The 25,086-nt window shown below is 60.6% G+C and carries 26 protein-coding genes; 10 read left to right on the top strand and 16 right to left on the bottom strand.

Features of this window, described 5'->3' with window-relative positions; all coding sequences use genetic code 11:
- The first annotated feature begins 178 nt into the window (after positions 1-178).
- Positions 179-1,000 carry a cytochrome c gene (locus tag V9L13_RS01500; protein WP_003223229.1) on the top strand — a complete coding sequence of 274 codons (822 nt, stop codon included), beginning with the start codon at positions 179-181 and terminating at the stop codon, positions 998-1,000.
- Between the two features lie 118 nt (positions 1,001-1,118).
- Here V9L13_RS01500 and V9L13_RS01495 read toward each other — a convergent pair whose 3' ends face one another.
- The 10 genes from V9L13_RS01495 to V9L13_RS01450 all read right to left on the bottom strand — a co-directional run bounded on the left by V9L13_RS01495 (position 1,119) and on the right by V9L13_RS01450 (position 10,424).
- On the bottom strand, positions 1,119-1,922 hold the full coding sequence (locus V9L13_RS01495; RefSeq protein WP_045122354.1) for a transglutaminase family protein: 804 nt from the start codon (positions 1,920-1,922) through the stop codon (positions 1,119-1,121).
- Positions 1,919-2,869 carry an alpha-E domain-containing protein gene (locus V9L13_RS01490; protein ID WP_007960702.1) on the bottom strand — a complete coding sequence of 317 codons (951 nt, stop codon included), beginning with the start codon at positions 2,867-2,869 and terminating at the stop codon, positions 1,919-1,921. The genes V9L13_RS01495 and V9L13_RS01490 overlap by 4 nt, the downstream gene beginning before the upstream one ends.
- Before the next feature lie 12 nt (positions 2,870-2,881).
- Positions 2,882-4,291 carry a circularly permuted type 2 ATP-grasp protein gene (locus V9L13_RS01485; protein ID WP_003223227.1) on the bottom strand — a complete coding sequence of 470 codons (1,410 nt, stop codon included), beginning with the start codon at positions 4,289-4,291 and terminating at the stop codon, positions 2,882-2,884.
- A 475-nt stretch (positions 4,292-4,766) separates the two neighbouring features.
- A complete protein-coding gene (locus V9L13_RS01480) occupies positions 4,767-5,114 on the bottom strand; it encodes a ribonuclease E inhibitor RraB (protein WP_003223226.1) in 348 nt (115 codons plus the stop codon).
- Positions 5,115-5,326: 212 nt separating this feature from the next.
- Positions 5,327-5,560 carry a hypothetical protein gene (locus V9L13_RS01475; RefSeq protein ID WP_003223224.1) on the bottom strand — a complete coding sequence of 78 codons (234 nt, stop codon included), beginning with the start codon at positions 5,558-5,560 and terminating at the stop codon, positions 5,327-5,329.
- Positions 5,561-5,850: 290 nt separating this feature from the next.
- Positions 5,851-6,726 (bottom strand): polyamine aminopropyltransferase, encoded by an 876-nt coding sequence (speE, locus tag V9L13_RS01470; protein ID WP_041068886.1) that lies wholly within the window; start codon positions 6,724-6,726, stop codon positions 5,851-5,853.
- 254 nt (positions 6,727-6,980) lie between these two features.
- Positions 6,981-7,172: a PLDc N-terminal domain-containing protein gene (locus V9L13_RS01465; RefSeq protein WP_003223221.1), complete on the bottom strand. Its 192-nt coding sequence runs from the start codon at positions 7,170-7,172 to the stop codon at positions 6,981-6,983.
- A gap of 71 nt (positions 7,173-7,243) precedes the next feature.
- Positions 7,244-7,774, bottom strand: a complete 531-nt coding sequence (locus tag V9L13_RS01460) for a hypothetical protein (RefSeq protein WP_003223219.1) — start codon at positions 7,772-7,774, stop codon at positions 7,244-7,246.
- A 196-nt stretch (positions 7,775-7,970) separates the two neighbouring features.
- Positions 7,971-8,489, bottom strand: coding sequence for an ankyrin repeat domain-containing protein (locus tag V9L13_RS01455; protein WP_003223216.1), 519 nt, complete (start codon positions 8,487-8,489; stop codon positions 7,971-7,973).
- A gap of 96 nt (positions 8,490-8,585) precedes the next feature.
- The gene (locus V9L13_RS01450; RefSeq protein WP_338801245.1) at positions 8,586-10,424 is read right to left on the bottom strand and encodes a long-chain-acyl-CoA synthetase; all 1,839 of its coding nucleotides are present in this window, start codon (positions 10,422-10,424) and stop codon (positions 8,586-8,588) included.
- Positions 10,425-10,801: 377 nt separating this feature from the next.
- Here V9L13_RS01450 and V9L13_RS01445 point away from each other — a divergent pair, with 377 nt between their 5' ends.
- Positions 10,802-11,080, top strand: coding sequence for a DUF3509 domain-containing protein (locus tag V9L13_RS01445; protein ID WP_027613327.1), 279 nt, complete (start codon positions 10,802-10,804; stop codon positions 11,078-11,080).
- A 203-nt stretch (positions 11,081-11,283) separates the two neighbouring features.
- Here the strand turns inward: V9L13_RS01445 and mtnC are convergent, their stop codons facing one another.
- The 5 genes from mtnC to aroC all read right to left on the bottom strand — a co-directional run bounded on the left by mtnC (position 11,284) and on the right by aroC (position 15,501).
- Positions 11,284-11,967: an acireductone synthase gene (mtnC, locus tag V9L13_RS01440; protein ID WP_338801244.1), complete on the bottom strand. Its 684-nt coding sequence runs from the start codon at positions 11,965-11,967 to the stop codon at positions 11,284-11,286.
- 4 nt (positions 11,968-11,971) lie between these two features.
- Complete coding sequence (locus V9L13_RS01435; RefSeq protein ID WP_027613329.1) at positions 11,972-12,517, bottom strand: acireductone dioxygenase; 546 nt, start codon at positions 12,515-12,517, stop codon at positions 11,972-11,974.
- 92 nt (positions 12,518-12,609) lie between these two features.
- On the bottom strand, positions 12,610-13,236 hold the full coding sequence (locus V9L13_RS01430; RefSeq protein ID WP_095139982.1) for a methylthioribulose 1-phosphate dehydratase: 627 nt from the start codon (positions 13,234-13,236) through the stop codon (positions 12,610-12,612).
- Positions 13,233-14,378: an MFS transporter gene (locus V9L13_RS01425; RefSeq protein ID WP_338801243.1), complete on the bottom strand. Its 1,146-nt coding sequence runs from the start codon at positions 14,376-14,378 to the stop codon at positions 13,233-13,235. Before V9L13_RS01425 ends, V9L13_RS01430 begins: the two co-directional genes overlap by 4 nt.
- A 31-nt stretch (positions 14,379-14,409) precedes the next feature.
- Positions 14,410-15,501, bottom strand: coding sequence for a chorismate synthase (gene aroC / locus V9L13_RS01420; RefSeq protein ID WP_003223202.1), 1,092 nt, complete (start codon positions 15,499-15,501; stop codon positions 14,410-14,412).
- 130 nt (positions 15,502-15,631) lie between these two features.
- Between aroC and V9L13_RS01415 the strand changes: the two genes are divergently transcribed.
- Positions 15,632-16,585 (top strand): alpha/beta fold hydrolase, encoded by a 954-nt coding sequence (locus V9L13_RS01415; protein ID WP_338801242.1) that lies wholly within the window; start codon positions 15,632-15,634, stop codon positions 16,583-16,585.
- A gap of 99 nt (positions 16,586-16,684) precedes the next feature.
- Positions 16,685-17,476 carry a hypothetical protein gene (locus V9L13_RS01410; RefSeq protein WP_003223198.1) on the top strand — a complete coding sequence of 264 codons (792 nt, stop codon included), beginning with the start codon at positions 16,685-16,687 and terminating at the stop codon, positions 17,474-17,476.
- Between the two features lie 160 nt (positions 17,477-17,636).
- On the opposite strand, the gene prmB is transcribed toward V9L13_RS01410, so the two are convergent.
- On the bottom strand, positions 17,637-18,545 hold the full coding sequence (prmB, locus tag V9L13_RS01405) for a 50S ribosomal protein L3 N(5)-glutamine methyltransferase (RefSeq protein WP_003223196.1): 909 nt from the start codon (positions 18,543-18,545) through the stop codon (positions 17,637-17,639).
- Between the two features lie 238 nt (positions 18,546-18,783).
- On the opposite strand from prmB, the gene V9L13_RS01400 reads away from it, so the two are divergent.
- The 6 genes from V9L13_RS01400 to V9L13_RS01375 all read left to right on the top strand — a co-directional run bounded on the left by V9L13_RS01400 (position 18,784) and on the right by V9L13_RS01375 (position 25,047).
- Positions 18,784-19,374, top strand: a complete 591-nt coding sequence (locus tag V9L13_RS01400; protein ID WP_003223193.1) for a cysteine hydrolase family protein — start codon at positions 18,784-18,786, stop codon at positions 19,372-19,374.
- 130 nt (positions 19,375-19,504) lie between these two features.
- Positions 19,505-19,825, top strand: coding sequence for a hypothetical protein (locus V9L13_RS01395; RefSeq protein ID WP_007914024.1), 321 nt, complete (start codon positions 19,505-19,507; stop codon positions 19,823-19,825).
- A gap of 74 nt (positions 19,826-19,899) precedes the next feature.
- A complete protein-coding gene (locus V9L13_RS01390; RefSeq protein WP_027613336.1) occupies positions 19,900-20,457 on the top strand; it encodes a Smr/MutS family protein in 558 nt (185 codons plus the stop codon).
- 77 nt (positions 20,458-20,534) lie between these two features.
- Complete coding sequence (gene folE / locus V9L13_RS01385; RefSeq protein WP_003204506.1) at positions 20,535-21,080, top strand: GTP cyclohydrolase I FolE; 546 nt, start codon at positions 20,535-20,537, stop codon at positions 21,078-21,080.
- A gap of 104 nt (positions 21,081-21,184) precedes the next feature.
- Positions 21,185-21,556, top strand: coding sequence for a glutathione S-transferase N-terminal domain-containing protein (locus V9L13_RS01380; protein WP_003223187.1), 372 nt, complete (start codon positions 21,185-21,187; stop codon positions 21,554-21,556).
- A gap of 281 nt (positions 21,557-21,837) precedes the next feature.
- Positions 21,838-25,047, top strand: a complete 3,210-nt coding sequence (locus V9L13_RS01375) for an efflux RND transporter permease subunit (protein WP_338801241.1) — start codon at positions 21,838-21,840, stop codon at positions 25,045-25,047.
- Positions 25,048-25,086 lie beyond the last annotated feature (39 nt).

The following is a 25,086-nucleotide window of genomic DNA, read 5'->3' as shown; positions in this document are numbered from 1 at the left end:
CGAAAGTTCGTCAAGCAGGACTCATTCTTTTCGCCACGACGCTGTTGTTGATTTTGCCCAATCTGACCAAGGTGATTGGCTGACTCAAGCGGCAGGCGCCCGTTATCGCCAATGAAAATGTGACTGGCCCGCTACCCGGGCCAGCCTGGCTGTGCCAACCTTTGTGCACTTCCACGACATGGACGGCGAACATTTGAAAACGCTCATTGCGTTCTGGGCCTTGCTGCTGAGCATGCCCTTGTCTGCGGCGCAGCTCACGCTGGAGCTGGGCGCGAATAGTCGCACCTGGCAGACCGAGGAATTGCTCAAGCATCCGCAGGTGCAAACCCTCACCATCAAGAACGATGTGTCCTACAAGAAGGACATGACTTATCGCGTCGTGCCTGTGGCGGCGCTGCTCACAGGCATCAAACCCGACGATCACTTGCAAGCCGTGGCGCTGGACGGGTTTGCCGCAGAAATGAATGCTGCACCGCTGCTCAACAGCAAAGGGGCGCGGGCGTGGCTGGCGATTGAGGACCCGGCGCAGCCGTGGCCGCCGCTGTCGGAAGGCAAGCACAGCGCCGGGCCGTTCTATCTGGTGTGGACCGACCCGCAGGCCGGCAACATCAGCCCGGAGCAATGGCCGTTCGAAGTCGCGAGCATCAAGCGCATGGCGCCGGTGGCCGAGCGCTTCCCCGCGCTGCTGCCGGATCCCAAGCTGAAAGCGAATGACCCGGTGAATCAGGGTTTTGCCCTGTTTCAGAAAAACTGCCTGGCTTGTCATCGCCTGAACGGCGCGGGGGATGCGCAATTTGGGCCGGACCTGAACATTCCGTATAACCCCACAGAGTATTTCGGCGCCGATTTCCTCAAGCGCTACATTCGCGATCCACAGAGCTTGCGCCAGTGGCCTCAGGCGAAGATGCCAGGGTTTTCGGCAGAGGTGTTGCCGGAGAGGGATTTGCAGTTGTTGATCGGCTATTTGCAACACATGGCTGGGCGCAAGGTTAAGCCCTGACGACATTCCCCTGTAGGAGTGAGCCTGCTCGCGATAGCGGAGTGTCAGTCACTGATCCTTAAACTGACGACCGCTATCGCGAGCAGGCTCGCTCCTACAGGGTTTTGTGTGAAGCAAATTACTGTTGTTGCACGGAGATAACCGGCGTCGGCGAGACGAACACCTTCGCATGCATCTGCTCACTCCCGCCGCCCCGGCGCATGCCGCGTACCGGGCAGGCGTCCAGATAATCCAGGCCCACCGCCAGTTTCAAGTGCCGCTCAGGTCGGGCCAATTGGTTGGTCACATCAAAGCTGTACCAGGCGTCATCCAGCCACGCTTCGGCCCAGGCGTGACTGGCCAGGTGCTCGGCGTCCTCGCTGTACAGATAACCCGACACATAACGCGACGGAATCCCCAGGCTGCGTGCGCACGCCAGAAATGCATGGGTGTGATCCTGGCAAACCCCGGCGCGCCCGGCGAAGGCTTCGGCGGCGCTGGTGTCGACTTCGGTCGAACCCGGCGTGTAGGTCATGTGCTGATTCAAGCCATGCATCAGGTCGATCAGCGCCGTGCGATCACGCCGCTGCTTGCAGGATCTTGCCGCGAACGCCCGTAGCGCCTCGTCCGCCTCGGTCAAACGGGTGAAGCGCAAGAACGGCAGCGCCGACTGGCTCTCATGCTCGGCTTCGCGCAATTCATCGATATCGACCTGCCCCCGGGCGCCGATGATGATCGCTTCGTGCGGCTCGTCCATGGTCAGCACATGCAGAATATTGCCGAACGGATCGAGCTGGGCGCGCACCGGGCGCGGCAAGTCGAGCTGCCAGCTCAACACGTGCTGACGCTCGCTGTCGTGCGGGGTCAGGCGCAGATACTGGATGCTCGCCCGCACCTGATCTTCATAGTGATAGGTGGTCTCGTGGCTAATGGAAAGTCTCATGCAGCCTCCAGGTATGAACTGTGAATCGCGTTGCCCAACTGGCGCACCAGCGGGATGAATTCGGTGAGCCAGGCGTGCAGGCCTTCGGCGAGGATTTCGTTGATGCCGGTGTAACGCAGCCGCGCGTCCATCTCAGCGGCCAGGCGTTGTGCCGGACGGCCGTTGGCGCCCGGCAACTGGGCGAGGATCTGGTCGATTTCCTCGGTGCAGGCACGCAACGAGCGCGGGACATCGGCGCGCAACAGCAACAGCTCGGCGACATGCCGGGCGCCGGGTGCGTCGCGGTAGATCTCGGTGTAGGCCTCGAACGACGACAACGCCCGCAGCAGCGCACTCCATTGATAGTAGGCGTGGGCGGTGCCGTCACTGACGGCCTCGGCCTGATCGCCAGCCATTTCATAGCGCGCATCGAGCAGGCGCAGCGTGTTATCCGCACGCTCGATAAACGTCCCCAGACGAATGAAGCGGAATGCATCGTTGCGCATGATCGTGCCGTAGGACGCACCACGGAACAGGTGCGAACGCTCCTTGATCCACTCGCAGAAGCGGCTCATGCCGTAGCGGCTGAGGCCCTGTTCGGCAATGCCGCGAATCTCCAGCCAAGTGGCATTGATGTTTTCCCACATGTCCGCGGTGATCCGCCCGCGCACCGCATGCGCACTGGCCCGTGCCGCACCGAGGCAGCTGTAGATGCTCGCCGGGTTGGCCGCATCAAGGGCGAAAAAGTGCAGCAGGCGTTCGGCGTGCAGTTCGCCGTGACGCTCCAGGTAATCGTCGAGGGTGCCGGTGATCAACAGCGGCATGGCCAGTTCGTGCAGACCGTCGCCGCGACCGTCCTGCGGCATCAGCGACAGCGAATAGCTGACATCGAGCATCCGTGCGAGATTTTCCGCCCGCTCCAGGTAACGCGACATCCAGTACAGATCCGAGGCAGTTCTACTTAACATGGCAAGCTTCCTTCAATCCTCGACCACCCAGGTGTCCTTGGTTCCGCCACCCTGGGAGGAGTTCACTACCAGGGAGCCTTCGCGCAGGGCAACACGGGTCAAACCACCGGGCACAACCCGGGTTTCGCGGCCCGACAGCACAAATGGACGCAGGTCGATATGGCGCGGCGCAATGCCGTTTTCGACAAAGGTCGGACAGGTCGACAGCGACAGCGTTGGTTGCGCGATATACGCGTGAGGCTTGGCCTTGATCCGCTCGCGGAACGCATCAATTTCCGCCGTCGTCGACGCCGGCCCCACCAGCATCCCGTAACCGCCGGAGCCCTGAGTTTCCTTGACGACCAGATCCGGAAGATTGGCCAGTACGTGGGAAAGTTCAGAGGGGTTGCGGCACTGCCAGGTCGGCACGTTCTTCAGAATCGGTTCTTCGTCGAGGTAGAAACGGATCATCTCGGTGACAAACGGGTACACCGATTTGTCATCCGCAACCCCGGTACCGATGGCATTGGCCAGCACCACGTTGCCCGAGCGATAGGACGACAACAGTCCCGGTACACCGAGCATCGAATCGGGATTGAACGCCAGCGGATCGAGGAACGCGTCGTCGAGACGGCGGTAGATCACGTCCACCGCTTTCGGCCCGTCGGTGGTGCGCATGAAGACCTTGTCGTCACGCACGAACAGATCGGCGCCCTCTACCAGTTCAACGCCCATTTCCCGCGCCAGAAAGGCATGTTCGAAGAACGCACTGTTAAAGCGCCCCGGCGTCAGCACCACCACACTCGGGTCATCGATCGGGCTGGAGCTCTTCAGCGTGTCGAGCAACAGGTTCGGGTAGTGGTCGATGGGCGCAATGCGCTGGGCGGCGAACAGCTCGGGGAACAGGCGCATCATCATCTTGCGGTCTTCGAGCATGTAGCTGACGCCGCTCGGCGTGCGCAGATTGTCTTCGAGCACGTAATAAGTGCCGTCGCCATCACGCACCAGATCGACGCCGGAGATGTGCGAATAGATGTCGCGGTGCAGGTCCAGGCCCTGCATCGCCAACTGATACTGCTCGTTGGCCAGCACCTGTTCGGCGGGGATGATCCCGGCCTTGATGATGCGCTGCTCGTGATAAAGGTCGGCGAGGAACATGTTCAACGCCTTGACCCGCTGGATGCAGCCACGCTCGACGATCCGCCACTCGCTGGCGGGAATGCTGCGCGGAATGGTGTCGAAAGGAATCAGGCGCTCGGTGCCCTGCTCGTCCCCATAGAGCGTGAAGGTGATTCCGGCCCGGTGGAACAGCAGATCGGCCTCACGTCGCCGTTGTGCCAGCAACTCGTCAGGCGTGTCGGCCAGCCAGCGGGCGAACTCCCGGTAATGCGGGCGGACCTGGCCGCCGACATCGTACATTTCATCAAAATAGGTGCGGATCATGCCGTACTCCTTGTCACCCGGACCTACAGGCCTTCGCAAGGCCCGTGCCATCGGCATAAACGCTTTGATTTCAATCGCTTGGATAATCACGCCACAAGCACCGCACCATTCCTGTGCGACAAATGCCCCAAGCTGATTGCCCCCGCCTCATTGCGACGCAGTGCTGTCGCCTATCACCAGCATAGTCAGAGTTGATTTCACTGCGTGGGTCAGGCTGCGGATAATCGCCGCATCCGCTGAAAACTTCCTTGTTGAAGGCTTCAGCCCAACTGATCCGGACTGCCAGCGCAGTCCCCGCAGGCCGTAACCCTGACCGGTTTCCTCTCCTTATCGGTCTTCCCTTTTAGCCACCCTCTCCGGTGGCTTTTTTTTGCCCGGGATTCTTGTTTCAGGGTTTTTCCAGAGCATTCTCAGGGCCGGAAACGACAACGGCCGACCCGAAGGTCAGCCGTTGCTCGACAATAGTTGCGCTGAATCAGTTAAGACGATAGCGATTGCGCACCTCCTGCTTCACGCCCCAGCCCTCGATGATGCCGCCCAGCGGCTCGACCACGGCAGAAAATCCCTGCTCGAAATCGCCAATGTCGTCATACGTTGCGTACATCACTTTGCTCAGTTCCAGCGACCAGGCGCCATCGTCGCGCGCACTGACCTGGGCATTGATGGATTCACCACGGAATTTACCTGCCGCCCTGCGCGCCCGCTCCTCGTCCGGGAAAATGGCGTAGAACTCGATGGGATGGAACCGGGAAAAGTCGAAACCGCCTTCTTTCATGCGGCGCAGTACGTTGCTGCTGATGTCTTCTTGATAGGCTGTGCTCATGAAACGTCCCCCTCGCATAGATGGATAGACTTTCCGTATTCCCGCCCCGGGCCTTACAGGCCGAAGTGCATCGGCAACAGGGTTGCCGGCGGGAAACAAGCATGTAGCTGACAAGACCAGACCTTAGCGATTGTTTCGCTGATCTCGCTTGCAGAGTAGCCCCAAGATAGAGGCGCTGCCAAGGCCTGGTACTTCAAGTGACAGGAAGAATTTCAGATTGGAGTGATGCTGCGGATTTCGATGCTGTTCTGGGCTTTCAGATTTTTCGCACCTGCATCCGGGGTTCGCCCTTCCAGATCGTTCATATCCAGTTCGGCGGCCACCGGCAGGAGCCGTTCCTTGATCAGGCGTGCAGCCTCGTCGTCGCTGGGGCATTCCGCGCGCTCGAACACCTCATCGACAATTTCACCATGATCGTCCACGAAAGTGACTTTCCACTTTTGCATCGGTGCCTCCTCGATCAAACCCGCAAATGGGCTTACTTCTATCTCGACTTTTGGCGAGATTGATCGTTCAAAAGGATTGCAGCAGACGAACATGAAAAAAAATTAACCGATGGGGAAACAGGCTTGTGTGGCGAGGGGATTCATCCCCGATGGGGCGCGAAGCGTCCCTGAATTGAGCGAACGCGTAGTGTCAGTTCCAACGCGTCTGCCGATTTTACGACTGCTGCGCAGCCGGTCGGTGATAAATCCCCTCACCACAGGGGATCTATCACCGATCCGGGAATAGTGCGTCAGTCGTTGCTTGGCTTGTTGATCGCCTGCAGTACGTACTGTGGCAACGCGAACGCGCCGATGTGGATTTCCGGGTTGTAGTAGCGGGTGACGATGCCGCTGCCGATGAAGCGCTGTTGCAGGGTTTCACGGCTCAGCTTGCGGTAGGCCGGATTGGTCGAGCCCCAGGCGAAAGTCATCGAACCGCCGATGTAGGTCGGCACGGCCGCCTGATAGAAGTGCCAGTCCGGGAACAGGCTGCGCAGGCGACCGGCAGTGGTTTTGACTTCATCGATCTGCATGAACGGGGTGCCGTTCTGAGTCACGAGGATCCCGCCTTCGTTCAGGCAGCGGTGGCAGGCCTGGTAGAAGTTTTCCGAGAACAGCACTTCGCCCGGGCCGATCGGGTCGGTGGAGTCGGAAATGATCACGTCGAATTTTTCCGTGGTGGTGGCGACGAAACGCATGCCGTCGTCGATCACCAGGTTCAGCCGTGGGTCGTCGTAGGCGCCCTTGGAGTGGTTCGGCAGGAATTCCTTGCACATGTCGACCACGGTGCCGTCGATCTCGACCATGGTGATGTGCTCGACGCTCGCGTGTTTGGTCACTTCGCGCAGCATGCCACCATCGCCGCCGCCGATGATCAGCACGCGCTTGGCAGTGCCATGGGCGAGGATCGGCACGTGGGTAAGCATTTCGTGATAGATGAATTCATCGGCTTCGGTGGTCTGGATCACGCCGTCCAGCGCCATTACCCGACCCATGCGCGGGTTCTGGAAGATCACCAGGTGCTGGTGTTCGGTGCGCACTTCGTGCAGCAGTTTTTCCATGCGAAAACGCTGGCCGTAGCCTTCGTAGAGGGTTTCCAGGTACTCGCTGGTCTTGGTGACGGTCATGGTCAAGTGCTCCGATGAATGCGCGGGCGTCAATCGTGGAAACGATTGCCCGGGAAAGGCGCGCATTCTACGTTGCTGAAGATGACAGGTCGAACCTTCCTCCGACAGGGCACACTCTGAAGCTAACGCAAGACCAATGTGGGAGCGGGCTTGCTCGCGACAGCGGAGTGTCATTCAACCTGTGTTTCGACTGAACAATCGCCTTCGCGAGCAAGCCCGCTCCCACAGGGGATCAGCGTGTTTTCGGGAAAGCGTCAGATCCGCACATTGCCCCGTGGCCCGGCAATTGCCCAGATGATCAGGCCCAGCACCGGCAGGAGGATGATCAGCAGGACCCAGAGGATTTTCATCCCGGTCTCGGCGCCGCTTTTCAGCACGTTGATGATGGCCCAGATGTCGAGGGCAAGGATGATCAGGCCAATCAGACCGTTGAACGTGGAACCCATGGTGTCGCTCCAGAATAGTGGCATGCACTTTTAGGATAGACGGTCGCGCGCAGGGTTCCCTTTTATTGCGTTCAAACGTGAACGGCGACCTTCAACGCTTCCAGCGACGGCGCGGCAGCGATACCGACTTCGGCGCACAGTTCCAGCACTCGCGGCACGTCGTTGCCGTAGACCAGCACCACTTGCAGCTCGTCGTCGAGCAACTGGCTGAAATTCATCAACGTGTAACCGCCGTTTTCCTTGTTCAGGCTGCTCATCTGCACCTGGATGCGGTTAAGCGCGGTCAGCGCTTCGGTCTTGGCCAGTTGTTTGGGCTTGAGGTTGAAATCCACGCCCGGGCCGAACGAGGCGACGATCTGCGCGAACAGGTCAACGTAGGTGTCTGCCTGGAACAACACGGTTTCCGGCAGACTGCCGACCACGACCCACTCGCCCAGCGGGATCGGGAAGGTGTCGTCGTAGTTGATGTCCGGGTTGGCCGCCAGAAAGGCTTCGGCATCGGCGTAGGCCTGCGCGGCTTCGTCAGCCACATTCAGGATCTCGTCCTCGCCCATGCAGCCGGAGCTGATTTTGCTGATGAGTTCGACGAGTGCGGCTTTCATGGGTGCGGATCCTGTGGAAGGTTGAATTCGAGGGCGCGGAGGATAGCGCATTCCGTGGCGCATCCGACACCTGTGGCGAGGGAGCTTGCTCCCGCTGGGGTGCGAAGCGGCCCGAAAAACAGTGGGCTCAGCATTTTTGCCAGCGCTGCGCACTGGAGCGGGAGCGAGCTCCCTCGCCACAGAGTCTCGACAGTCCTCAGGCCAGCAGTTTTTCCAGCTGCGCCGTGGTATCGACCGCGCCCATGGTGCGGGCTGCATCCAGCGCGGTGATGCCGTTGGCATCCTTGGCCTTCGGATCCGCTCCCTTGCTGATCAGGTAATCGACGATTTCCACGCGATTGAACATCGCCGCCATCATCAGCGCGGTGCGGCCATCGAAGGACGAACCTTCGATCTCGGCGCCCGCTTCCACCAGCGCCTTGACCACGGCCAGATCGCCCTTGAACGCCGCGCCGGCAATCGGGCTCTGGCCGTTACCGTTACGCAGCTCCGGGTCGGCCTTGTGTTTGAGCAGCACCTGCACCGCGTCGACGTGGCCGTAGTAGCTGGCGAGCATCAACAGCGTGTCGCCCTTGCTGTTTTTCAGGTTCACCGGCAAACCGGCGCTGATCAGCCGATCGAGCATCAGCGCATCACCGTCGCGTGCCTTGTTGAAAACCTGCTCGGTGAATTCGGCAGCTTCTTCAGGGGTCATCTGGCGGCTTTGGTCAGACATGGGCAACTCCACTTTCGGTTATTCGCAAAGCCGACAGTTTCCCGAGCGCGACGATGGCTGTCACCCCCTTTTTCTCAAGACGTGCCATAGCCAATATCAATAGCGGTACTTGCCCTGATGAATATCGGCCAACACCTGATCCGTCACCTGCACGTAAGTCTGGGTGCCGGGCAGCCAGGCGTAGATCGGGTCATCGCCCGTCTGGCCGGGGTCGAAGCCTTCGTTTTTCAGTCGGGTCTTCTGGTATTTGAAGGTCCCGGTGGTTTCCATTTTCACCTTCACTCGCAGGAACAGCGGCACCGCATAGGCCGGCATGCGCTGACGGGCGAATGCGAGCAATTCGGCGAAATCCAGGGTCGCGAGGGATTCGGCGGGCGTGATTGCGGCCATCCCGGCGCGACCATTGGTGTTGCGCACTTCCACGCCGTAAGCGACTGCCTCGGAAATGTGTGGATGTTGCAACAAAAGGTTTTCCACCTCGGTGGTTGAAACGTTCTCGCCCTTCCAGCGGTAGGTATCGCCGAGCCGATCGACGAATTGTGCATGGCCAAAACCGATGTTGCGCAGCAGGTCGCCGGTATTGAAGTAGCGGTCACCCTTGCTGAACACGTCGTGCAGCACCACCTTGGCGGTTTTCTGCGGATCGGTGTAGCCATCCAGCGGAGCTTTGTCGTCGATCCGCGCGAGCAGCAAACCCTGCTCGCCTTTGCCGACCTTGCGCATGAAACCGTCGGTGCTGCGCAGCGGCTGCCCGCTGTCGTGGTCGTACGCCACCAGCTCCCAGGCCATCAGCGAGAAACCGATGGTGTTGTCGAAGTTGAGGATATTGCTGAAGCCGATATTGCCGTCGCTCGCCGCGTACAGCTCACAGATGTGCTCGACGGCAAACCGGGTCTTGAACTCGGCCCAGGCACCGGGGCGCAAACCATTGCCGATCATCTTGCGCACCCGGTGACGGCTATCCTCGGCGCTGGCCGGTTGATCGACCAGATAGCGGCACAATTCGCCGACATAGCCGAGGGTGGTCGCGTTATAGCGACGCACATCAGGCCAGAACTGGCTGGCGCTGAACTTGCGGCGGATGGCAAACCCGGAAGCGCCATTGATCGCCGAGCCCCAGCACACACAAAGGCCGGTGGCGTGGTACAGCGGCAAGGTGCAATAGACGATGTCGTCGGGGGTCATGTTCAGGGCGATCATGCCGAAGCTGGCCGAGCTGCGCATCCAGCGACCGTGCTTGAACACGCCGGCCTTGGGCAGGCCGGTAGTGCCGGAGGTGTAGATGTAAAAGCACGGATCGTTGAAGAACACTTCGCCGCTGCTGGCCGGATTGTCACCGGACGCTTCGGCGCTGGCGCTGATCAGGTTGATGTAGCCCTCGGGGGCAATACCGGGCTGGCTGTAAGTGTCACGGTCGGCGATAAACCAGGTGCGTTGCGCCGGGATCGACACTTGCTCGCGGATCGCGGCAAACGCCGGCTGCAGCTCCTCACCAAGGACAACCGCCACCGGCGCCACCAGATTTATGCTGTGGATCAGCGTATCGCGGGTCTGCGAAGTATTGAGCAGTGCACTGACCGCACCGACCTTGGCCAGCGCTAGAATGGTCACCAGCAGTTCCGGGCGGTTTTCGATGAACACCGCCACCACATCACCCTTGCCGATCCCCTGCGCGCTCAGATAGTGGGCGATGCGATTGGCCCACTGGTTGACCTGCGCATAGGTCAGCAAGACGCTGTCCTGCAAGATCGCCAGGCCTTCGGGGTTACGCAGCGTTGCCTGCTCGAAGGTCCAGCCGAGGCCACACGTTTGGGTCGGATCCGTGACGTTGGCGACTTTCATGCCTTTGACCACCCTTGGGATGGCTTTGGCGATCGTCGGCAGTTTGCGGAGCATCATGCCCCAGGTAATCGTGTCGCTCTGCGCGTGACTCATGGCAGCTCCCCGGTCGGCCTGGCTGGCCGTTTTTTATTGTTCGGGCTGTGGGCATGACCTGCGTTGTGGGCAAGGTCGAGTCCGAAAATACGTCAGCGCTTCTCGGCCTGTACACGCGGTTTTTGCAATGTTTTGTATCCGCCCTGTCACATCTGGCGGCGGTGATTGCGCCTTTGCCGTTTGGTTCCGTTTAATCCGTGACGATCCCGCAAAATGCAGGATGCACGATGGCCATTCATGCAGATTGCACGACCCTTGCAGATTTCACGATTTTTAACTTGTTGATTTATAAGGATTTTATTTTTTCAGGGTGCTGGCACAATCACTGCAATCTCCTTTGCATGCTTGCCATTCAAGTGCATACGGAGCTGAAAGACATGAGCCTGATCCAAGAAAAATTTACCTCGCTGTTCTCCAACTTCAACGTCACCACTGCGCCGCGTCCCGATGGCGGGATTTTGCTGACCTTGCGCAGCAGTGAAGGCAAAGTGTTCAAGCGCGCCCTGACATATCAGCAAATGCACAACGCCGACCAACTGTCGTGGGCGATCAGTGCGATTCGTCGTGACCTGGCTGAAGAAGCCAGCGAACTGCCGCAGATTGCGATGCTGCAGAGCCAGCAGCGTTTTGCGCTGCCGACGTATCATTCGCTGTAACTGATTCGAAGCTTTAAACAGCTTTTTTGGATAAAAAAAGGCCGGGCAGTTTTCACTGCGCGGCCTGTTTTTATGGCTGACCCATGTGGGAGCGGGCTTGCTCCGGGCGGCGTTCCGACGAAGGCGGTCTGTCTGACAAATTGACCTTGTCTGACACACCGCCTTCGCGAGCAAGCCCGCTCCCACATTAGAGCTATGTGTGTTTAGAAGGCTTCCGGCTCGATCGCGGTAAAGCTGTCCACCGTCACATGCCCTTCCAGCTCCCCACCCTCGCGCGCCAGACCACAGGTTTGCAAACCTGCCGATTGAGCGGCATCGAGTTCCTGCACGATGTCGGACAGGAACAGAATGTCCTGCGGTTCGACGCCAATCGCCTGTTGAATGTTGGTGTAAGACTGCGCCTCACGCTTGGGCCCCGACGTCGTGTCGAAATACCCGCTGAACAGCGGCGTCAGATCCCCCGCCTCGGAACAACCGAAGATCAGCTTCTGCGCCTGGATCGAGCCCGACGAATACACAAACAGTTGATAACCGGCCTGATGCCATTGCTTGAGCGCTTCAACGGCGTCCGGATAGACGTGGCCTTTCAACTGCCCGGCCTGATAGCCCTGCTCCCAGACCATGCCTTGCAGCGCTTTCAGCGGCGTGGCCTTGCGGTCTTCGGCGATCCAGCTCAGGAGAATTTCCACCACCCGTTCAACATCGGCCTGCGGCTCGTTGCTGTCGCGGCGCACGGCGGCGATCTGTTCGGCGACATCGGCGCGCTCGGCGTTCTGCCGCACGAAGTCCGGCAGATGTTTGGCGGCGTAGGGAAACAGCACGTCGAAGACGAAACTCACCGCGCTGGTGGTGCCTTCGATGTCGGTGAGGATGACTTTGATCGACATCGGCTCAGTCCTCCAGACGCGGGAAGCGCCCGGCGATGTCTTCGCCGGTGAAGTTGGCGACCCAGCCTTCCGGGTTGTTGAACAGGCGAATCGCCACGAAGTGCGGGTGCTCGCCCATGTCGAACCAGTGTTTGGTACCGGCCGGCACCGAGATCAGGTCGTTCTTCTCGCACAACACCGCGTAGACGTAATCGTCGATGTGCAGGGTAAACAGGCCACGACCGGCGACAAAAAAGCGCACTTCGTCTTCACCATGGCGGTGTTCTTCGAGGAACTTGGCGCGCAGTTCGGCTTTTTGCGGGTGGTCGCTGTTGAGGCTGATCACATCGACGGTGATGTAACCGCGCTCGGTCATCAGTTTGTCGATCTGCTCCTGATAGGCGCTGATCACCTCTTCCTGACTGGCGCCGGGCTGGATCTTCGCTGCGGCTTGCCAGCGGTCGAAGCGTACGCCCTGCTCGGCGAGCGTCGAGGCGATGTCTTCGAAATGGGTCAGCACCTTGTTCGGAATCTCGGGGCTGGAAACGTGATAGACGGACAGGCTGCTCATGGGCAATTCCTCGGTATCGGCCTTGCCGTCCGGTTCTTGCAGACCGGTCGGGCAGTGCATTTCATCAGGCGAATGGGCGGCTTCTGGTGAAGTCAGCCTTGGCGGTTCATGACGCTGCGGGTTTTCAACTCGCATTCAAACAGGAATTCAAAGGCCTCGATCTGCCGCAGGGCATCGCTCATCTGCGCGCCCCAGGTGTAGAGGCCGTGGCCGCGAATCAGGTAACCGACGCAATCGGGATGGGCGTCGAGCCAAGGCTGCACCTTGGCGGCGAGGCGCGCAATGTCCTGATCGTTGTCGAAAATCGGCACGCGCACCCGCGACTCGTGGGTGGAGATGCCGCTGAAGGCTTTTTGCAGCTCGTAGTCTTCGAACTCGATGAAGTCTTCCGGCGTCAGGCGCGACAGCACCGTGGCATTCACCGAATGGGTGTGCAGCACCGCGCCGATCTCCGCGCGCCAGCTATACAGCTGAGTATGCAGCAGGGTTTCGGCGGAGGGCTTTTTGCCCGGTTCCAGGCTGTTGCCGGACAAATCCGTGGCGAGCACGTCGTCCAGGCCCAACTGGCCCTTGTGCTTGCCGGACACGGTCAGCAGCGCTTCGCTCGGCGACAGACGCGTCGAGTAATTGCTGCTGGTGGCCGGCGACCAGCCGCGACCATAAAGAAAACGCCCGGCGTCGACGATCTGCTGGGCGAGCTGTTCACGCGTAAGGCTCATGGCCTGTCCTCTTGCATACGTGTGGCAATGATAACGGCAGCAGCGAGCGCCGCGAGACTGGCAATACTAAAGGTCAATGTCGCGCCGAGGGCATTCCAGCTGTAACCGGAATACAACGCACCCAACGCGCCACCGGTGCCGGCCAGCGCCGCGTACAGCGCCTGGCCCTGACCTTGCTGACGCGCACCGAAGCTACGTTGCACGAACGCGATGGCAGCGGCATGAAAGCTGCCGAAGGTCGCCGCGTGCAACACCTGGGCGAACAACAGCACCCAGAGGAATTCGGCGAACGAACCTAGCAGTAACCAGCGCAACGCCGCCAGCAGAAAACTCGCCATCAGCACGCGGCGCAATGAAAACCGCGCGAGAATCCGGCTCATCGCCATGAACATCAGCACTTCGGCGACCACGCCCACGGCCCAGAGCATGCCGATCACGCCACGGCTGTAACCGAGTCGTTCAAGGTGCAAGGTCAGAAAGGTGTAATACGGGCCGTGGCTCATCTGCATCAGCGCGACACAGGCGTAAAACGCCAGCACACCGGGGCTGCGCAGTTGCTTGAGAAAGCCCTCCCCGCTCGGCCGATTGCTTTGCGGCGGTTGCGCGTTCGGCACCCACAGGCTGCTGAGAACGATGCCGGCCATGATCAGCACCAGCGCCGCCGGGTAGATGTCGAGGCTCAGCCATTCGAACAAACGGCCCAGCGCGACCACGGTGATGATGAAACCGATCGAGCCCCACAGGCGAATCTGGCTGTAGCGCGAGGTTTGCCCCTGCAAGTGCGCGAGGGTGATGACTTCGAACTGTGGCAGCACCGCGTGCCAGAAGAACGCGTGCAGGGCCATGACCATCGCCAGCCAGGCGTAGGTTTTGCTCACGAAAATCAACGAGAACGTCAGCAACGTGCACACCGCACCGAAGCGCACGATGGCCAGGCGTTTTCCGGTGTAGTCGCCGAGCCAGCCCCAGATGTTCGGCGCCACGCAGCGCATCAGCATCGGAATCGCCACCAGTTCGCCGATCCGCGCGGGGCTGAAGCCGAGGTGATCGAAGTACAGCGCCAGAAACGGCGCTGTCGAACCAAGCAAGGCGAAATAGAACAGATAGAAACTGGACAGCCGCCAGTACGGGAGCGCCGCCACGGTCAGACCGCGACGGCTTGGCGATCAACCATCAAAGCTGACCCAGTACCGGGGTGCTGACGCGCACGTCGGCGTTTTGCCCACGATGACGCAGCAAGTGGTCCATCAGCACGATGGCCATCATCGCTTCGGCGATCGGCGTGGCACGGATGCCGACACACGGGTCGTGACGGCCCTTGGTGATCACGTCGACCGGATTGCCGTGGATGTCGATCGAACGGCCCGGAGTGGTGATGCTCGACGTTGGCTTGAGCGCCAGATGCGCGACGATCGGCTGACCGGACGAAATGCCGCCGAGGATGCCGCCAGCGTTGTTGCTGAGAAAACCTTCCGGGGTCAGTTCATCGCGATGCTCGGTGCCGCGTTGGGCGACGCAGGCGAAACCGGCGCCGATTTCCACGCCTTTCACTGCGTTGATGCTCATCAGCGCGTGCGCCAGTTCAGCGTCGAGGCGGTCGAAAATCGGCTCGCCGAGACCCGGCATCACGCCTTCGGCGACCACCGTGATCTTGGCGCCGACCGAGTCCTGATCGCGGCGCAACTGGTCCATGTAGGCTTCCAGCTCCGGAACCTTGTCCGGATCCGGGCTGAAGAAGGCGTTCTCTTCCACCGAATCCCAGGTCTTGAACGGGATTTCGATCGGGCCGAGCTGGCTCATGTAGCCACGGATGACGATGCCCTGGGTGGCGAGGAATTTCTTCGCAATCGCCCCGGCCGCCACGCGCATCGCGGTTTCCCGCGCCGAGCTGCGACCGCCGCCGCGGTAATCGCGCTCACCGTATTTGTGGTGGTAGGTGTAGTCGGCGTGTGCCGGGCGGAACAGATCCTTGATCGCCGAGTAGTCCTTGGACTTCTGGTCGGTGTTGCGGATCAGCAGACCAATCGAGCAACCGGTGGTGCGCCCCTCGAACACGCCGGAAAGGATTTCGACTTCGTCGGCTTCCTGACGCTGGGTGGTGTGGCGGCTGGTGCCCGGCTTGCGGCGATCGAGGTCGCGCTGCAGGTCTTCGAGGGAGATCTCCAGGCCCGGCGGACAGCCGTCGACAATGGCGACCAACGCCGGACCATGGCTTTCGCCAGCGGTGGTGACAGTGAACAACTTGCCGTAGGTATTGCCGGACATGCAGGACGCTCCGTGAAATCAAACCCGAATTCGTGATGCGCGCCAGTATACGCAGGCTAACCGACTAGTTCATCCTCGAACCTTAGTGGTGTTGGTGAGTCCAACCCGCACCTTGGCGAATGATGGCGTGATGATGCTGCGAGTTCTGATCTTGAGTCTTACCCTGTTTACCGGTTTTGCCCACGCGACTGTCCTGCAAAGACCGATCTCTCTGGAGACCGGCAGCGGAGAACTTTTCGGCTCGCTGCTGCTGCCAAAATCCGACAACCCGGTGCCGGTTGTCCTGATCCTTGCGGGTTCCGGTCCGACGGATCGTGACGGCAACAACCCCGATGGCGGGCGCAATGACAGCCTCAAGCGGCTGGCCTGGGTGCTGGCCAAACATAATATCGCCAGCGTGCGCTACGACAAGCGCGGGGTGGCCGCAAGCCTGGCGGCCACGCCCGACGAGCGCAATCTGTCGGTGGAAGCCTACGTCAACGATGCGGTGGCCTGGAGCCAGAAGCTGAAAAGCGATCCGCGTTTCGGCCCGTTGATTCTGCTCGGGCACAGCGAAGGCGCACTGATTGCCACCCTCGCCGCCCCCCGCGCCGACGCCGCCGCGCTGATTTCGCTGTCCGGCAGCGCCCGCCCGGTGGATCAGGTGATCCGCGAGCAACTGGCGCGCAGCCTGCCACCGCCGTTGATGCTGCGCAGCAATGAAATTCTCGACAGCCTCAAGGCCGGCCGCACCGACGACAACGTGCCGGCGCCGCTTCAAGCGATTTTCCGTCCGAGTGTGCAGCCTTACCTGATTTCCCTGTTTCGCCAGGATCCGGCCAAGGCCTTCGCGCAACTGAAAATGCCGGCGCTGATCATTCAGGGCACCCACGATATGCAGGTCGGCGTGGGCGATGCGCAGGCACTGAAAGCCGCCAGACCCGAGGCCCAACTGGTGGTGATCGAAGGCATGAACCATGTCATGCGTATCGTTCCCGCCGACGTGAAGCGGCAATTGGCCTCGTACAAGGACCCGAATTTGCCACTGGCAGCGGAGCTGGGCGGCAAACTCATCGAATTTATTGACGGACTTCGCACCCGTTAAGGGCTTTTTGCCCTCCAGTCCTGGAAAAAACGGCCGATAAGCCTTTGTCGCCAGCGTACCGGCTGGCGACAAGCAGGGCTTGGACAGGATCTCGCCGTTATGACTGATACCCCGACTTCACCCGACACCACCGCTGAAAAAGACGCACCGCCAGCGGTCGAGCTGCCATGGGCGGACGTCAGCGTCGAGCACCACAAGATGCTCCGCCTGGCCCCGCTGCAGACCGACCGCAACACCGGTGGCCGGCCGCTGCGCTTTGTCGAATTCGGCTATGCCGAGCGCAACAGCAAAGAACACAGCCTGATGCGCATGGCGATCAAACTGCCCGGCCAACGCGTGCGCAAGGAGCAGAACCAGCTCGACGTGTGGGTCAATCACACCAGCAAACGTGTGCATTTCGGCCCGGACAGCGGCTTGCAGATCGAACCGCTGAACCGTGGCATCGGTCGTTTCATGGCCGCGCAAGGCATCAACTGGGCGAAAAAGCGCTGGCCCGCCTACACCGTCGACGGCATGGACTTGAACAACAAGGACGCGCTGAACGAAGACACCCGCCTGCGTCGCGATCACTTCTTGCGCGTGCATGGTTTTGATGTGGTGTACGCCGATGCCCAGCATCTGAAGGGCAGCGTCAAAGAGGTGCAAGTCGGTGACTTGCTGGGCGACTGGAACAGCGAAAAGCTGCAGATCGTCGAGATTCTTGAAGCGGCGCAGATGCTGCAACAGGCCGAGCAGAACCTGGCCGAGCAGGAAGTGAAGCTGAAGAAGCAGGAAGACAAAGTCAGCAAGTTCAAGCGTGAAGACGCCGGATTGCGCTTCACCATTACCTGTCTGGTGGCGTTTGCGGTGTTTCAGGCGGGGTTGCTGATCTGGATTGCTACGCACCGCTGAAATCAGCGATGACCTGTGGCGAGGGAGCTTGCTCCCGCTCGGCTGCGAAGCAGTCGTAAAACATGCGCATGCGGTATGTCTGGTGCACCGTCATTGCATATTTTGGGTCTGCTTCGCAGACCAGCGGGAGCAAGCTCCCTCGCCACAGAAGTCAGTCAGGTCAAACGCGAGAAGCGAACAGCGCCTGATGCTCGCGGCACTGCTCCGCCGTCAGCATGAACACGCCATGCCCGCCGCGCTCGAATTCGAGCCAGGCGAAGTCGACTTCCGGGTACAGCGCTTCGACGTGCACCTGGCTGTTGCCCACTTCGACAATCAACAAGCCCTTCTCGGTCAGGTGATCCGCCGCTTCGGCGAGCATCCGCCGTACCAGGTTCAGACCGTCATCACCGCAGGCCAGGCCCAGCTCCGGTTCGTGCTGGTATTCATCCGGCATGTCGGCGAAATCTTCCGCGTCAACGTACGGCGGGTTCGACACGATCAGGTCAAAACGCTGCCCCGGCAAACCATCGAAACCATCACCCTGCACGGTATAAACGCGCTCATCGACGCCATGACGCTCGATGTTCTGATTGGCCACTTCCAGCGCTTCGAACGACAGATCCGCCAGCACCACTTCGGCGTTCTGGAATTCGTAGGCGCAGGCGATGCCGATGCAACCGGAACCGGTGCACAGATCGAGAATCCGCGCAGGCTCGTCGCCGATCCACGGTGCAAAGCGGTTTTCGATCAGTTCGCCAATCGGCGAACGCGGGATCAGCACGCGCTCATCGACGATGAACGACATGCCGCAGAACCACGCCTCGCCCAGCAGGTACGCCGTCGGGATGCGCTCTTCAATGCGGCGCTTGAGCAGGCGTTGCAGGTTGACCAGTTCGTCGTCTTCCAGCGCACAATCGAGGTAGCTGTCGGCAATTTCCCACGGCAGGTGCAGGGCACCGAGCACCAGTTGCCGGGCTTCATCCCAGGCGTTGTCGGTGCCATGACCGAAAAACAGATCCTCCCCATGGAAGCGGCTGACGGCCCAACGGATGTGGTCGCGCAGGGTACGAAGTCGGGAAGTGATCACGGGGCAGAACTCCAGAAAAAACGACTGACGATTCTACCAGCCAAAACGCCCGCCGACGACGCAGGAAAATCAGCGGAGCGACAGTAGGACTTTTCTGATTTTTGCATCAGCTATTGAACAGAACGTGTAACTTGACAAGGCTGCAGGCCAGTAACGACGGCGCCTACGATGGTAGCGGTTCACAGAACCGCTCAGCCAGAGGACAATGCCGCAAAAGCCCCACCCCAAGGAGCCCCGAATGTCCGTTCCAAAAACGATGTTTCAACTCAGCGGCCGCGGTTACGCAGCGGCCACCCTGAGCCATGCCACCGTGGTCATCATCGATGCCCAGAAAGAGTACCTCAGTGGCCCGCTGGCCCTGAGCGGCATGGACGCGGCCGTCGCGAACATCAAACAACTGGTCGCCGCGGCCCGTGCAGCCGGTCGGCCGATCGTGCACGTGCGTCATCTCGGCACCGTCGGTGGCCTGTTCGACCCGCAAGGCGAACGTGGCGAGTTCATCCCCGGCCTTGAGCCACAGGGCGATGAAACCATCATCGGCAAACTGCTGCCGAGCGCGTTCCATGGCACCGAACTGCTCGATCGCCTGCAAAACCTCGGTTCGCTGGACCTGATCGTCTGCGGCTTCATGAGCCATTCCAGCGTCAGCACCACCGTGCGCGCGGCGAAGAACCTGGGCTTCCGTTGCACCCTGGTCGAAGACGCCTGCGCCACCCGTGACCTGCCGTTCAAGGGCCGCGTGCTCAGCGCCGCCGTGGTGCAGGAAGCGGAAATGGCGATCATGGCCGACAACTTCGCCACCCTCGCCCTGACTCAAGATCTGATCTGATCTGCTCTGATGAGCGGCTCAGCACGCCGCTCATCCGCAAAAGCCTCGCATTTGCTTCAATTGCCTTAGCCTCAGGAACAACCCGGTCAACTCCCGGTCGAAGGGCCGATACCCATTGAGGAAGGTCGGAATGAAGTTATCCGATGGATTTGACGCACGCCGCTTGCGGCCCAAAGGCCAAAGCAACTGGCGTTTTCGATTCGGCGCAGCGATCGCCGCCATTCTGGCGACGTTCGGTGTGCTGCTGGCGATGGCCGGTGCCGCCAGCCTGCTGGGGCGCCCGCCGGCGCTCGGCGATTTGAATGCCACGCCGATGGGTTCGGCGATCATTCTCGCGGTCGGCTTGTTGTTCCTGTATTTCGGTGTGGCGCTGTGGCGTCGATGCCGGCGTCGCGCCAGGCAATCGCGGGAGCTGAACATGTCCCCGCACCTGATGAAAAAACACGACTGAGGTGATGGCCTGGCTTTTTGCCGGGCCGTTTTGTTTCGACTTGGGTAAACTGGCCGCCCTTCGCGGAGGCTGACATGCAAGACGACGATTTTTCCCTGTTCAAAAGTGCGATTCAAGGCGTCAAGCCGATCAAGCACGACCGCGCCGACACTGGCAAACCCAAGGCTGACCGCGCGCAGATCGCCAAACTGCGCCAGTCCGCCACCGTGCGCACCGACACCACCACCGTGGATGGCCTGTCCGATCAGTTCGTGATCGACGTCGGCCCCGAAGACGAGTTGATGTGGGCCCGCGACGGGGTGCAGGAAAGCCAGATGCGCAAGCTCAAGATCGGCCAGATCCCGTTCGAAGGCAGCCTCGACCTGCACGGCATGAACGTCGAAAAAGCCCGCGAGACCCTCTGGGCCTTTCTCGCCGAAGCGACCAAATTCGAAATCCGTTGCGTCCGCGTCACCCACGGCAAGGCCGTGCGCCTGGACGGCAAGCGGCCGATGATCAAAAGCCACGTCAACACCTGGCTGCGTCAGCATCCGCAAGTGCTCGGTTTCTGCTCGTGCCAGGCGAAACACGGCGGTGCCGGTGCGGTGTACGTGATGCTCAAACGCACCATGATGGAAGGCCGCGACGAATAATCGCGTTACACCGAACTTGCAGGGTTGTGTCCGCCACCGTACCCTTGCCCTTTGCGAAAATCCCCACAGGTAGTTTCATGTCCCTGGAACAGAATTACACCGCGATTCTCGGCCAACTGGGCGAGGACGTCTCCCGCGAGGGCCTGCTCGACACGCCAAAGCGTGCCGCCAAAGCCATGCAGTACCTCTGCCGCGGTTATGAACAGACGCTCGAAGAGGTCACCAACGGTGCCCTGTTCAGCTCCGACAACAGCGAAATGGTGCTGGTCAAGGACATCGAGCTGTACTCGTTGTGCGAACACCACCTGCTGCCGTTCATCGGCAAGGCGCACGTTGCGTATATCCCGAGCGGCAAGGTGCTGGGCCTGTCGAAGGTCGCGCGGATCGTCGACATGTACGCCCGCCGCCTGCAGATTCAGGAAAACCTCAGCCGCCAGATCGCCGATGCGGTGCAGCAAGTCACCGGCGCGCTGGGCGTGGCCGTGGTGATCGAGGCCAAGCACATGTGCATGATGATGCGCGGTGTCGAGAAACAGAATTCGTCGATGATCACTTCGGTGATGCTCGGTGAGTTCCGCGAAAACGCGGCAACCCGCAGCGAATTCCTCAGCCTGATCAAGTAATTCGCGGTACGAAGAAAACCGGCATTCATCGCCGGTTTTTTTTCGCCCGCAAAAAATCGGGTAAGCTGCGCGCCTTTCTCTCTTTACACCGTGAGGCTTTCAACGTGTTCGTCAAAGCGCTTCGTGTCGGCCTCGGCCAACTGATCATCTTCATCGACTTCATTACCCGCCCGGGCAAGAAACAGCGTCCGGCCGAAGTTCAGGCGCAGGTCAACTCGGCCGCCAAAGACCTGACGCTGTACCAGTTCCACGCCTGCCCGTTCTGCGTGAAAACCCGCCGCACCCTGCGTCGTCTGAACGTGCCGGTGGCGCTCAAGGACGCGAAGAACAACGAGCATGACCGCCAGACGCTGCTGGAACAGGGTGGCAAGATCAAGGTGCCGTGCCTGCGCATTGAAGAGAACGGGCAGACGACCTGGATGTATGAGTCCAAGGTGATTATTGATTATCTGGATAAGCGGTTTGCTGCTATCTGAATGATTTTCGGTGTCCTGAGCGACGCCTTCGCGAGCAAGCTCGCTCCCACAGGGGGCGGGTCACGCCTGATTGCTTACCAAGCTAACTAAATATTCATCTACTGTTGGTCGATTTGCCGGCTGCCACAGCCACGGCGGTCTATTCTGCGAGAAGCAGAGCCAGAGGCGCATTCACCTGCCATACGGGCTCACCCACGCTCCCACGGACAGGCAGTCGATCAAGCGCTCACGGCCCGTTCATCGCTCGTATCGCTGTCCGCTCCGTTGCCCGGACAATCGCAATGCATGCACTGGTACGTATCGCGCTGGGAAAACCGTATACCTTTGTGGTGCTGGCGATTCTGATCCTGATCGCCGGTCCGCTGGCGGCGCTGCGTACGCCCACCGACATCTTTCCCGAGATCCGCATTCCGGTGATCGCGGTGATCTGGCAGTTCACCGGTTTGTCGCCCGACCAAATGGCCGGACGGATCACCTCACCGTTCCAGCGCGTATTGACCACCACGGTCAACGACATCCGCCACATCGAGGCGCAGTCGCTTAACGGCTTCGGAATCGTGAAGATTTTCTTCCAGCCCAACGTCAATATCACCAACGCCAACGCGCAAGTGACTTCGGTGTCGCAAGCGATCCTGCGCCAGTTGCCGCCGGCGACCACCCCGCCACTGATCCTCAACTACAGCGCCTCGACGGTGCCGATCATTCAACTGGCATTGTCCGGCAAGAATCTGAGCGAACAACAACTGGGCGATATCGGCCTGAACACCGTGCGATTGATGCTGACCACTGTCGCCGGAGCGGCCATCCCCTATCCGTTCGGCGGCAAGAGCCGGCAGATCCAGATCGACCTCGACTCGGCCGCCATGCAGGCCCGCGGGCTCTCGGGGCAGGATGTAGCCAACGCACTGGCCACGCAGAACCTGATCACCCCGGTGGGCACCGAAAAAATCGGCGACTATGAGTACCCGCTGCTGCTGAACAACGCGCCGACGGACTTCAAGGACCTGCAGGATTTACCGATCAAGACCGCCAACGGCACCACAGTGCTGATTCGCGATGTGGCAACCGTGCGTGACGGCAATCCCCCTCAAACCAACATCGTTCACGTCAACGGCAGCCGCTCGGTGCTGCTGACCATTCTCAAGACCGGGTCGGCCTCGACCCTTGGCGTGATCGACGGTATCCGCAACAAACTCGCCGACTCCAAGGCTGCGCTGCCTGACAACCTGAAAATCGAGTTCATCGAGGATCAGTCAGTGTTCGTCCGCGCGGCGATCAGCAGCGTGGCCAAGGAAGGGATCATCGCGGCAGCCCTGACCAGCCTGATGATTCTGCTGTTCCTTGGCAGCTGGCGCTCGACGGTGATCATTGCCGTGTCGATTCCGCTGTCGATTCTGGCCTCGATCGCGACCCTCGCCGCCCTCGGCGAAACCCTCAATATCATGACCCTCGGTGGCCTCGCCCTGGCAGTGGGGATTCTGGTGGATGAAGCGACCGTCACCATCGAAAACATCAACTGGCACCTGGAACAGGGTAAAGAGGTGAAGACCGCGATCCTCGACGGTGCCGCGCAAATCGTCACCCCGGCCTTCGTTTCGCTGCTGTGCATCTGCATCGTGTTCGTGCCGATGTTCTTCCTTGAAGGCATCGCCCGCTATCTGTTCGTGCCGATGGCCGAAGCGGTGGTGTTCGCCATGATCGCTTCGTTCCTGCTGTCGCGGACGCTGGTGCCGACCATGGCCAACTACCTGCTAAAGCCGCACACCAAGGAGGAACAAGCAGCGCACAATCAGCGTTCGCGCAATCCGCTGGTGCGTTTTCAACGCGGTTTCGAGAAGCGCTTCGAGGCCGTTCGCGATCGCTACCACGCGATGCTGGAAACCGCCCTGCACCACCGGGGAATTTTCGTCGTGTGCTTTTTCGGCTTCGTGCTTTTGTCGTTCACCCTCGTGCCGTTTCTGGGGCGCAACTTTTTTCCGGCGGTCGATGCCGGGCAGATCCTGCTGCATGTACGCGCGCCGGTCGGCACCCGCGTAGAGAAGACCGCCGAGCTGATTTACGACGTCGAGAACGCGATCCGCCGCATCATCCCGCCCGCCGATCTCGGCTCGGTGGTCGACAACATCGGCCTGTCTATCAGCGGCATCAACATCACCTACAACAACACCGGCACCGTGGGTTCGCAGGACAGCGACATCCACATCAAGCTCAATGACGGTCACCGCCCCAGCGCCGACTATATGCGGCAGATTCGCGAGCAACTGCCCAAGCAATTTCCCAATCTGGTGTTTTCCTTTCCACCGGCGGATATCGTCGGGCAGATCCTGAATTTCGGTGCGTCGGCACCCATCGACCTGCAGATCCAGGGCGGCAATCAAGTCGCCAATTTCGCCTACGCCAATACCTTGTTGCGTGAGATCCGGCGGGTCCCGGGAGTGGCCGATGCGCGCCTGCAACAATCCGAGCAACTGCCAACCTTTCAGGTCAACGTCGACCGCACCCGCGCGCAACTGGTGGGCATCACCGAACGCGATGTGACCAACAGTCTGGTGGTCAACCTCGCGGGTTCGAGTCAGGTGGCGCCGACGTACTGGCTCAACACCGCCAACGGCATTTCTTATCCGATCGTGATGCAGACGCCGCAATACAACCTCGACTCGCTGTCAGCGCTGAACAACCTGCCACTGAGTCCGACCGGTGCCGGCAATGCCCAGCAGATTCTCGGCGGTCTGGCGACGCTTGAGCGCACCAACAGCCATTCGGTGTTCAGCCAGTCGGAGTTGCAACCGGTGGTGGAGATTTTCGCGTCGACTCAGGACCGCGACCTTGGCGCGGTGGCGGCGGATATTCAGGACATCATCAACGCCCACGCCAAAGATGTGCCGAAGGGTTCGAAAGTCGCCCTGCAAGGCCAGGTGCAAACCATGAACAGTGCGTTCAACGGCATGCTCTACGGCTTGCTCGGCGCGGTGGTGCTGATCTATCTGGTGATCGTGGTCAACTTCCAGTCGTGGCTCGATCCGTTCGTGATTCTCATGGCCTTGCCGGCGGCACTGGCGGGGATTGTCTGGATGCTGTTTCTCACCCACACGCCATTGTCGGTGCCGGCGTTGACCGGGGCGATCATGTGCATCGGGGTGGCAACCGCCAACGCGATTCTGGTGGTCAGTTTCTGCCGCGAGCGCCTCGATGCCCATGGTGACTCGGTCAGTTCGGCACTGGAGGCCGGGTTCACCCGTTTTCGCCCGGTGCTGATGACCGCGCTGGCGATGATCATCGGCATGACCCCGATGGCCCTGAGCCTGGGAGAAGGTGGCGAGCAAAACGCGCCACTGGGTCGGGCGGTGATCGGCGGGCTGTCCTTTGCCACGGTGGCGACGTTGTTCCTGGTGCCGATCATTTTCAGCATTGTCCACGCCCGAGACGCCCGCGAGCCGGCCCCGGCCCCGGCCGCTGACGCGCCACTGCCTCCTGCCCCGGAGGGCGCCTGACATGACCGACGAGCACATTGCCCCGCCCCCCCTGCGCCC

The organism is Pseudomonas sp. RSB 5.4, assembly GCF_037126175.1.
Classification (GTDB): domain Bacteria; phylum Pseudomonadota; class Gammaproteobacteria; order Pseudomonadales; family Pseudomonadaceae; genus Aquipseudomonas; species Aquipseudomonas fluorescens_H.
The sequence above is the reverse complement of the archived record's forward strand: the minus strand, read 5'-3'. Positions and strand labels throughout refer to the sequence as shown.

Bases quoted from the DNA above. Each gene is read 5' to 3' on its own strand.
- V9L13_RS01495 (WP_045122354.1), bottom strand. From the start codon at position 1,922: ATGAGACTTTCCATTAGCCACGAGACCACCTATCACTATGAAGATCAG.
- V9L13_RS01390 (WP_027613336.1), top strand. From the start codon at position 19,900: ATGCAAGACGACGATTTTTCCCTGTTCAAAAGTGCGATTCAAGGCGTC.
- V9L13_RS01455 (WP_003223216.1), bottom strand. From the start codon at position 8,489: ATGTCTGACCAAAGCCGCCAGATGACCCCTGAAGAAGCTGCCGAATTC.
- V9L13_RS01445 (WP_027613327.1), top strand. From the start codon at position 10,802: ATGAGCCTGATCCAAGAAAAATTTACCTCGCTGTTCTCCAACTTCAAC.
- aroC (WP_003223202.1), bottom strand. From the start codon at position 15,501: ATGTCCGGCAATACCTACGGCAAGTTGTTCACTGTCACCACCGCTGGC.
- V9L13_RS01465 (WP_003223221.1), bottom strand. From the start codon at position 7,172: ATGGGTTCCACGTTCAACGGTCTGATTGGCCTGATCATCCTTGCCCTC.
- V9L13_RS01410 (WP_003223198.1), top strand. From the start codon at position 16,685: ATGACTGATACCCCGACTTCACCCGACACCACCGCTGAAAAAGACGCA.
- V9L13_RS01480 (WP_003223226.1), bottom strand. From the start codon at position 5,114: ATGAGCACAGCCTATCAAGAAGACATCAGCAGCAACGTACTGCGCCGC.
- speE (WP_041068886.1), bottom strand. From the start codon at position 6,726: ATGACCGTCACCAAGACCAGCGAGTACCTGGAAACCCTCTACGAAGGC.
- folE (WP_003204506.1), top strand. From the start codon at position 20,535: ATGTCCCTGGAACAGAATTACACCGCGATTCTCGGCCAACTGGGCGAG.
- V9L13_RS01415 (WP_338801242.1), top strand. From the start codon at position 15,632: ATGATGCTGCGAGTTCTGATCTTGAGTCTTACCCTGTTTACCGGTTTT.
- mtnC (WP_338801244.1), bottom strand. From the start codon at position 11,967: ATGTCGATCAAAGTCATCCTCACCGACATCGAAGGCACCACCAGCGCG.
- V9L13_RS01430 (WP_095139982.1), bottom strand. From the start codon at position 13,236: ATGAGCCTTACGCGTGAACAGCTCGCCCAGCAGATCGTCGACGCCGGG.
- V9L13_RS01375 (WP_338801241.1), top strand. From the start codon at position 21,838: ATGCATGCACTGGTACGTATCGCGCTGGGAAAACCGTATACCTTTGTG.
- V9L13_RS01460 (WP_003223219.1), bottom strand. From the start codon at position 7,774: ATGAAAGCCGCACTCGTCGAACTCATCAGCAAAATCAGCTCCGGCTGC.
- V9L13_RS01500 (WP_003223229.1), top strand. From the start codon at position 179: ATGGACGGCGAACATTTGAAAACGCTCATTGCGTTCTGGGCCTTGCTG.
- V9L13_RS01400 (WP_003223193.1), top strand. From the start codon at position 18,784: ATGTCCGTTCCAAAAACGATGTTTCAACTCAGCGGCCGCGGTTACGCA.
- V9L13_RS01435 (WP_027613329.1), bottom strand. From the start codon at position 12,517: ATGAGCAGCCTGTCCGTCTATCACGTTTCCAGCCCCGAGATTCCGAAC.
- V9L13_RS01475 (WP_003223224.1), bottom strand. From the start codon at position 5,560: ATGCAAAAGTGGAAAGTCACTTTCGTGGACGATCATGGTGAAATTGTC.
- V9L13_RS01395 (WP_007914024.1), top strand. From the start codon at position 19,505: ATGAAGTTATCCGATGGATTTGACGCACGCCGCTTGCGGCCCAAAGGC.
- V9L13_RS01490 (WP_007960702.1), bottom strand. From the start codon at position 2,869: ATGTTAAGTAGAACTGCCTCGGATCTGTACTGGATGTCGCGTTACCTG.
- V9L13_RS01485 (WP_003223227.1), bottom strand. From the start codon at position 4,291: ATGATCCGCACCTATTTTGATGAAATGTACGATGTCGGCGGCCAGGTC.
- V9L13_RS01450 (WP_338801245.1), bottom strand. From the start codon at position 10,424: ATGAGTCACGCGCAGAGCGACACGATTACCTGGGGCATGATGCTCCGC.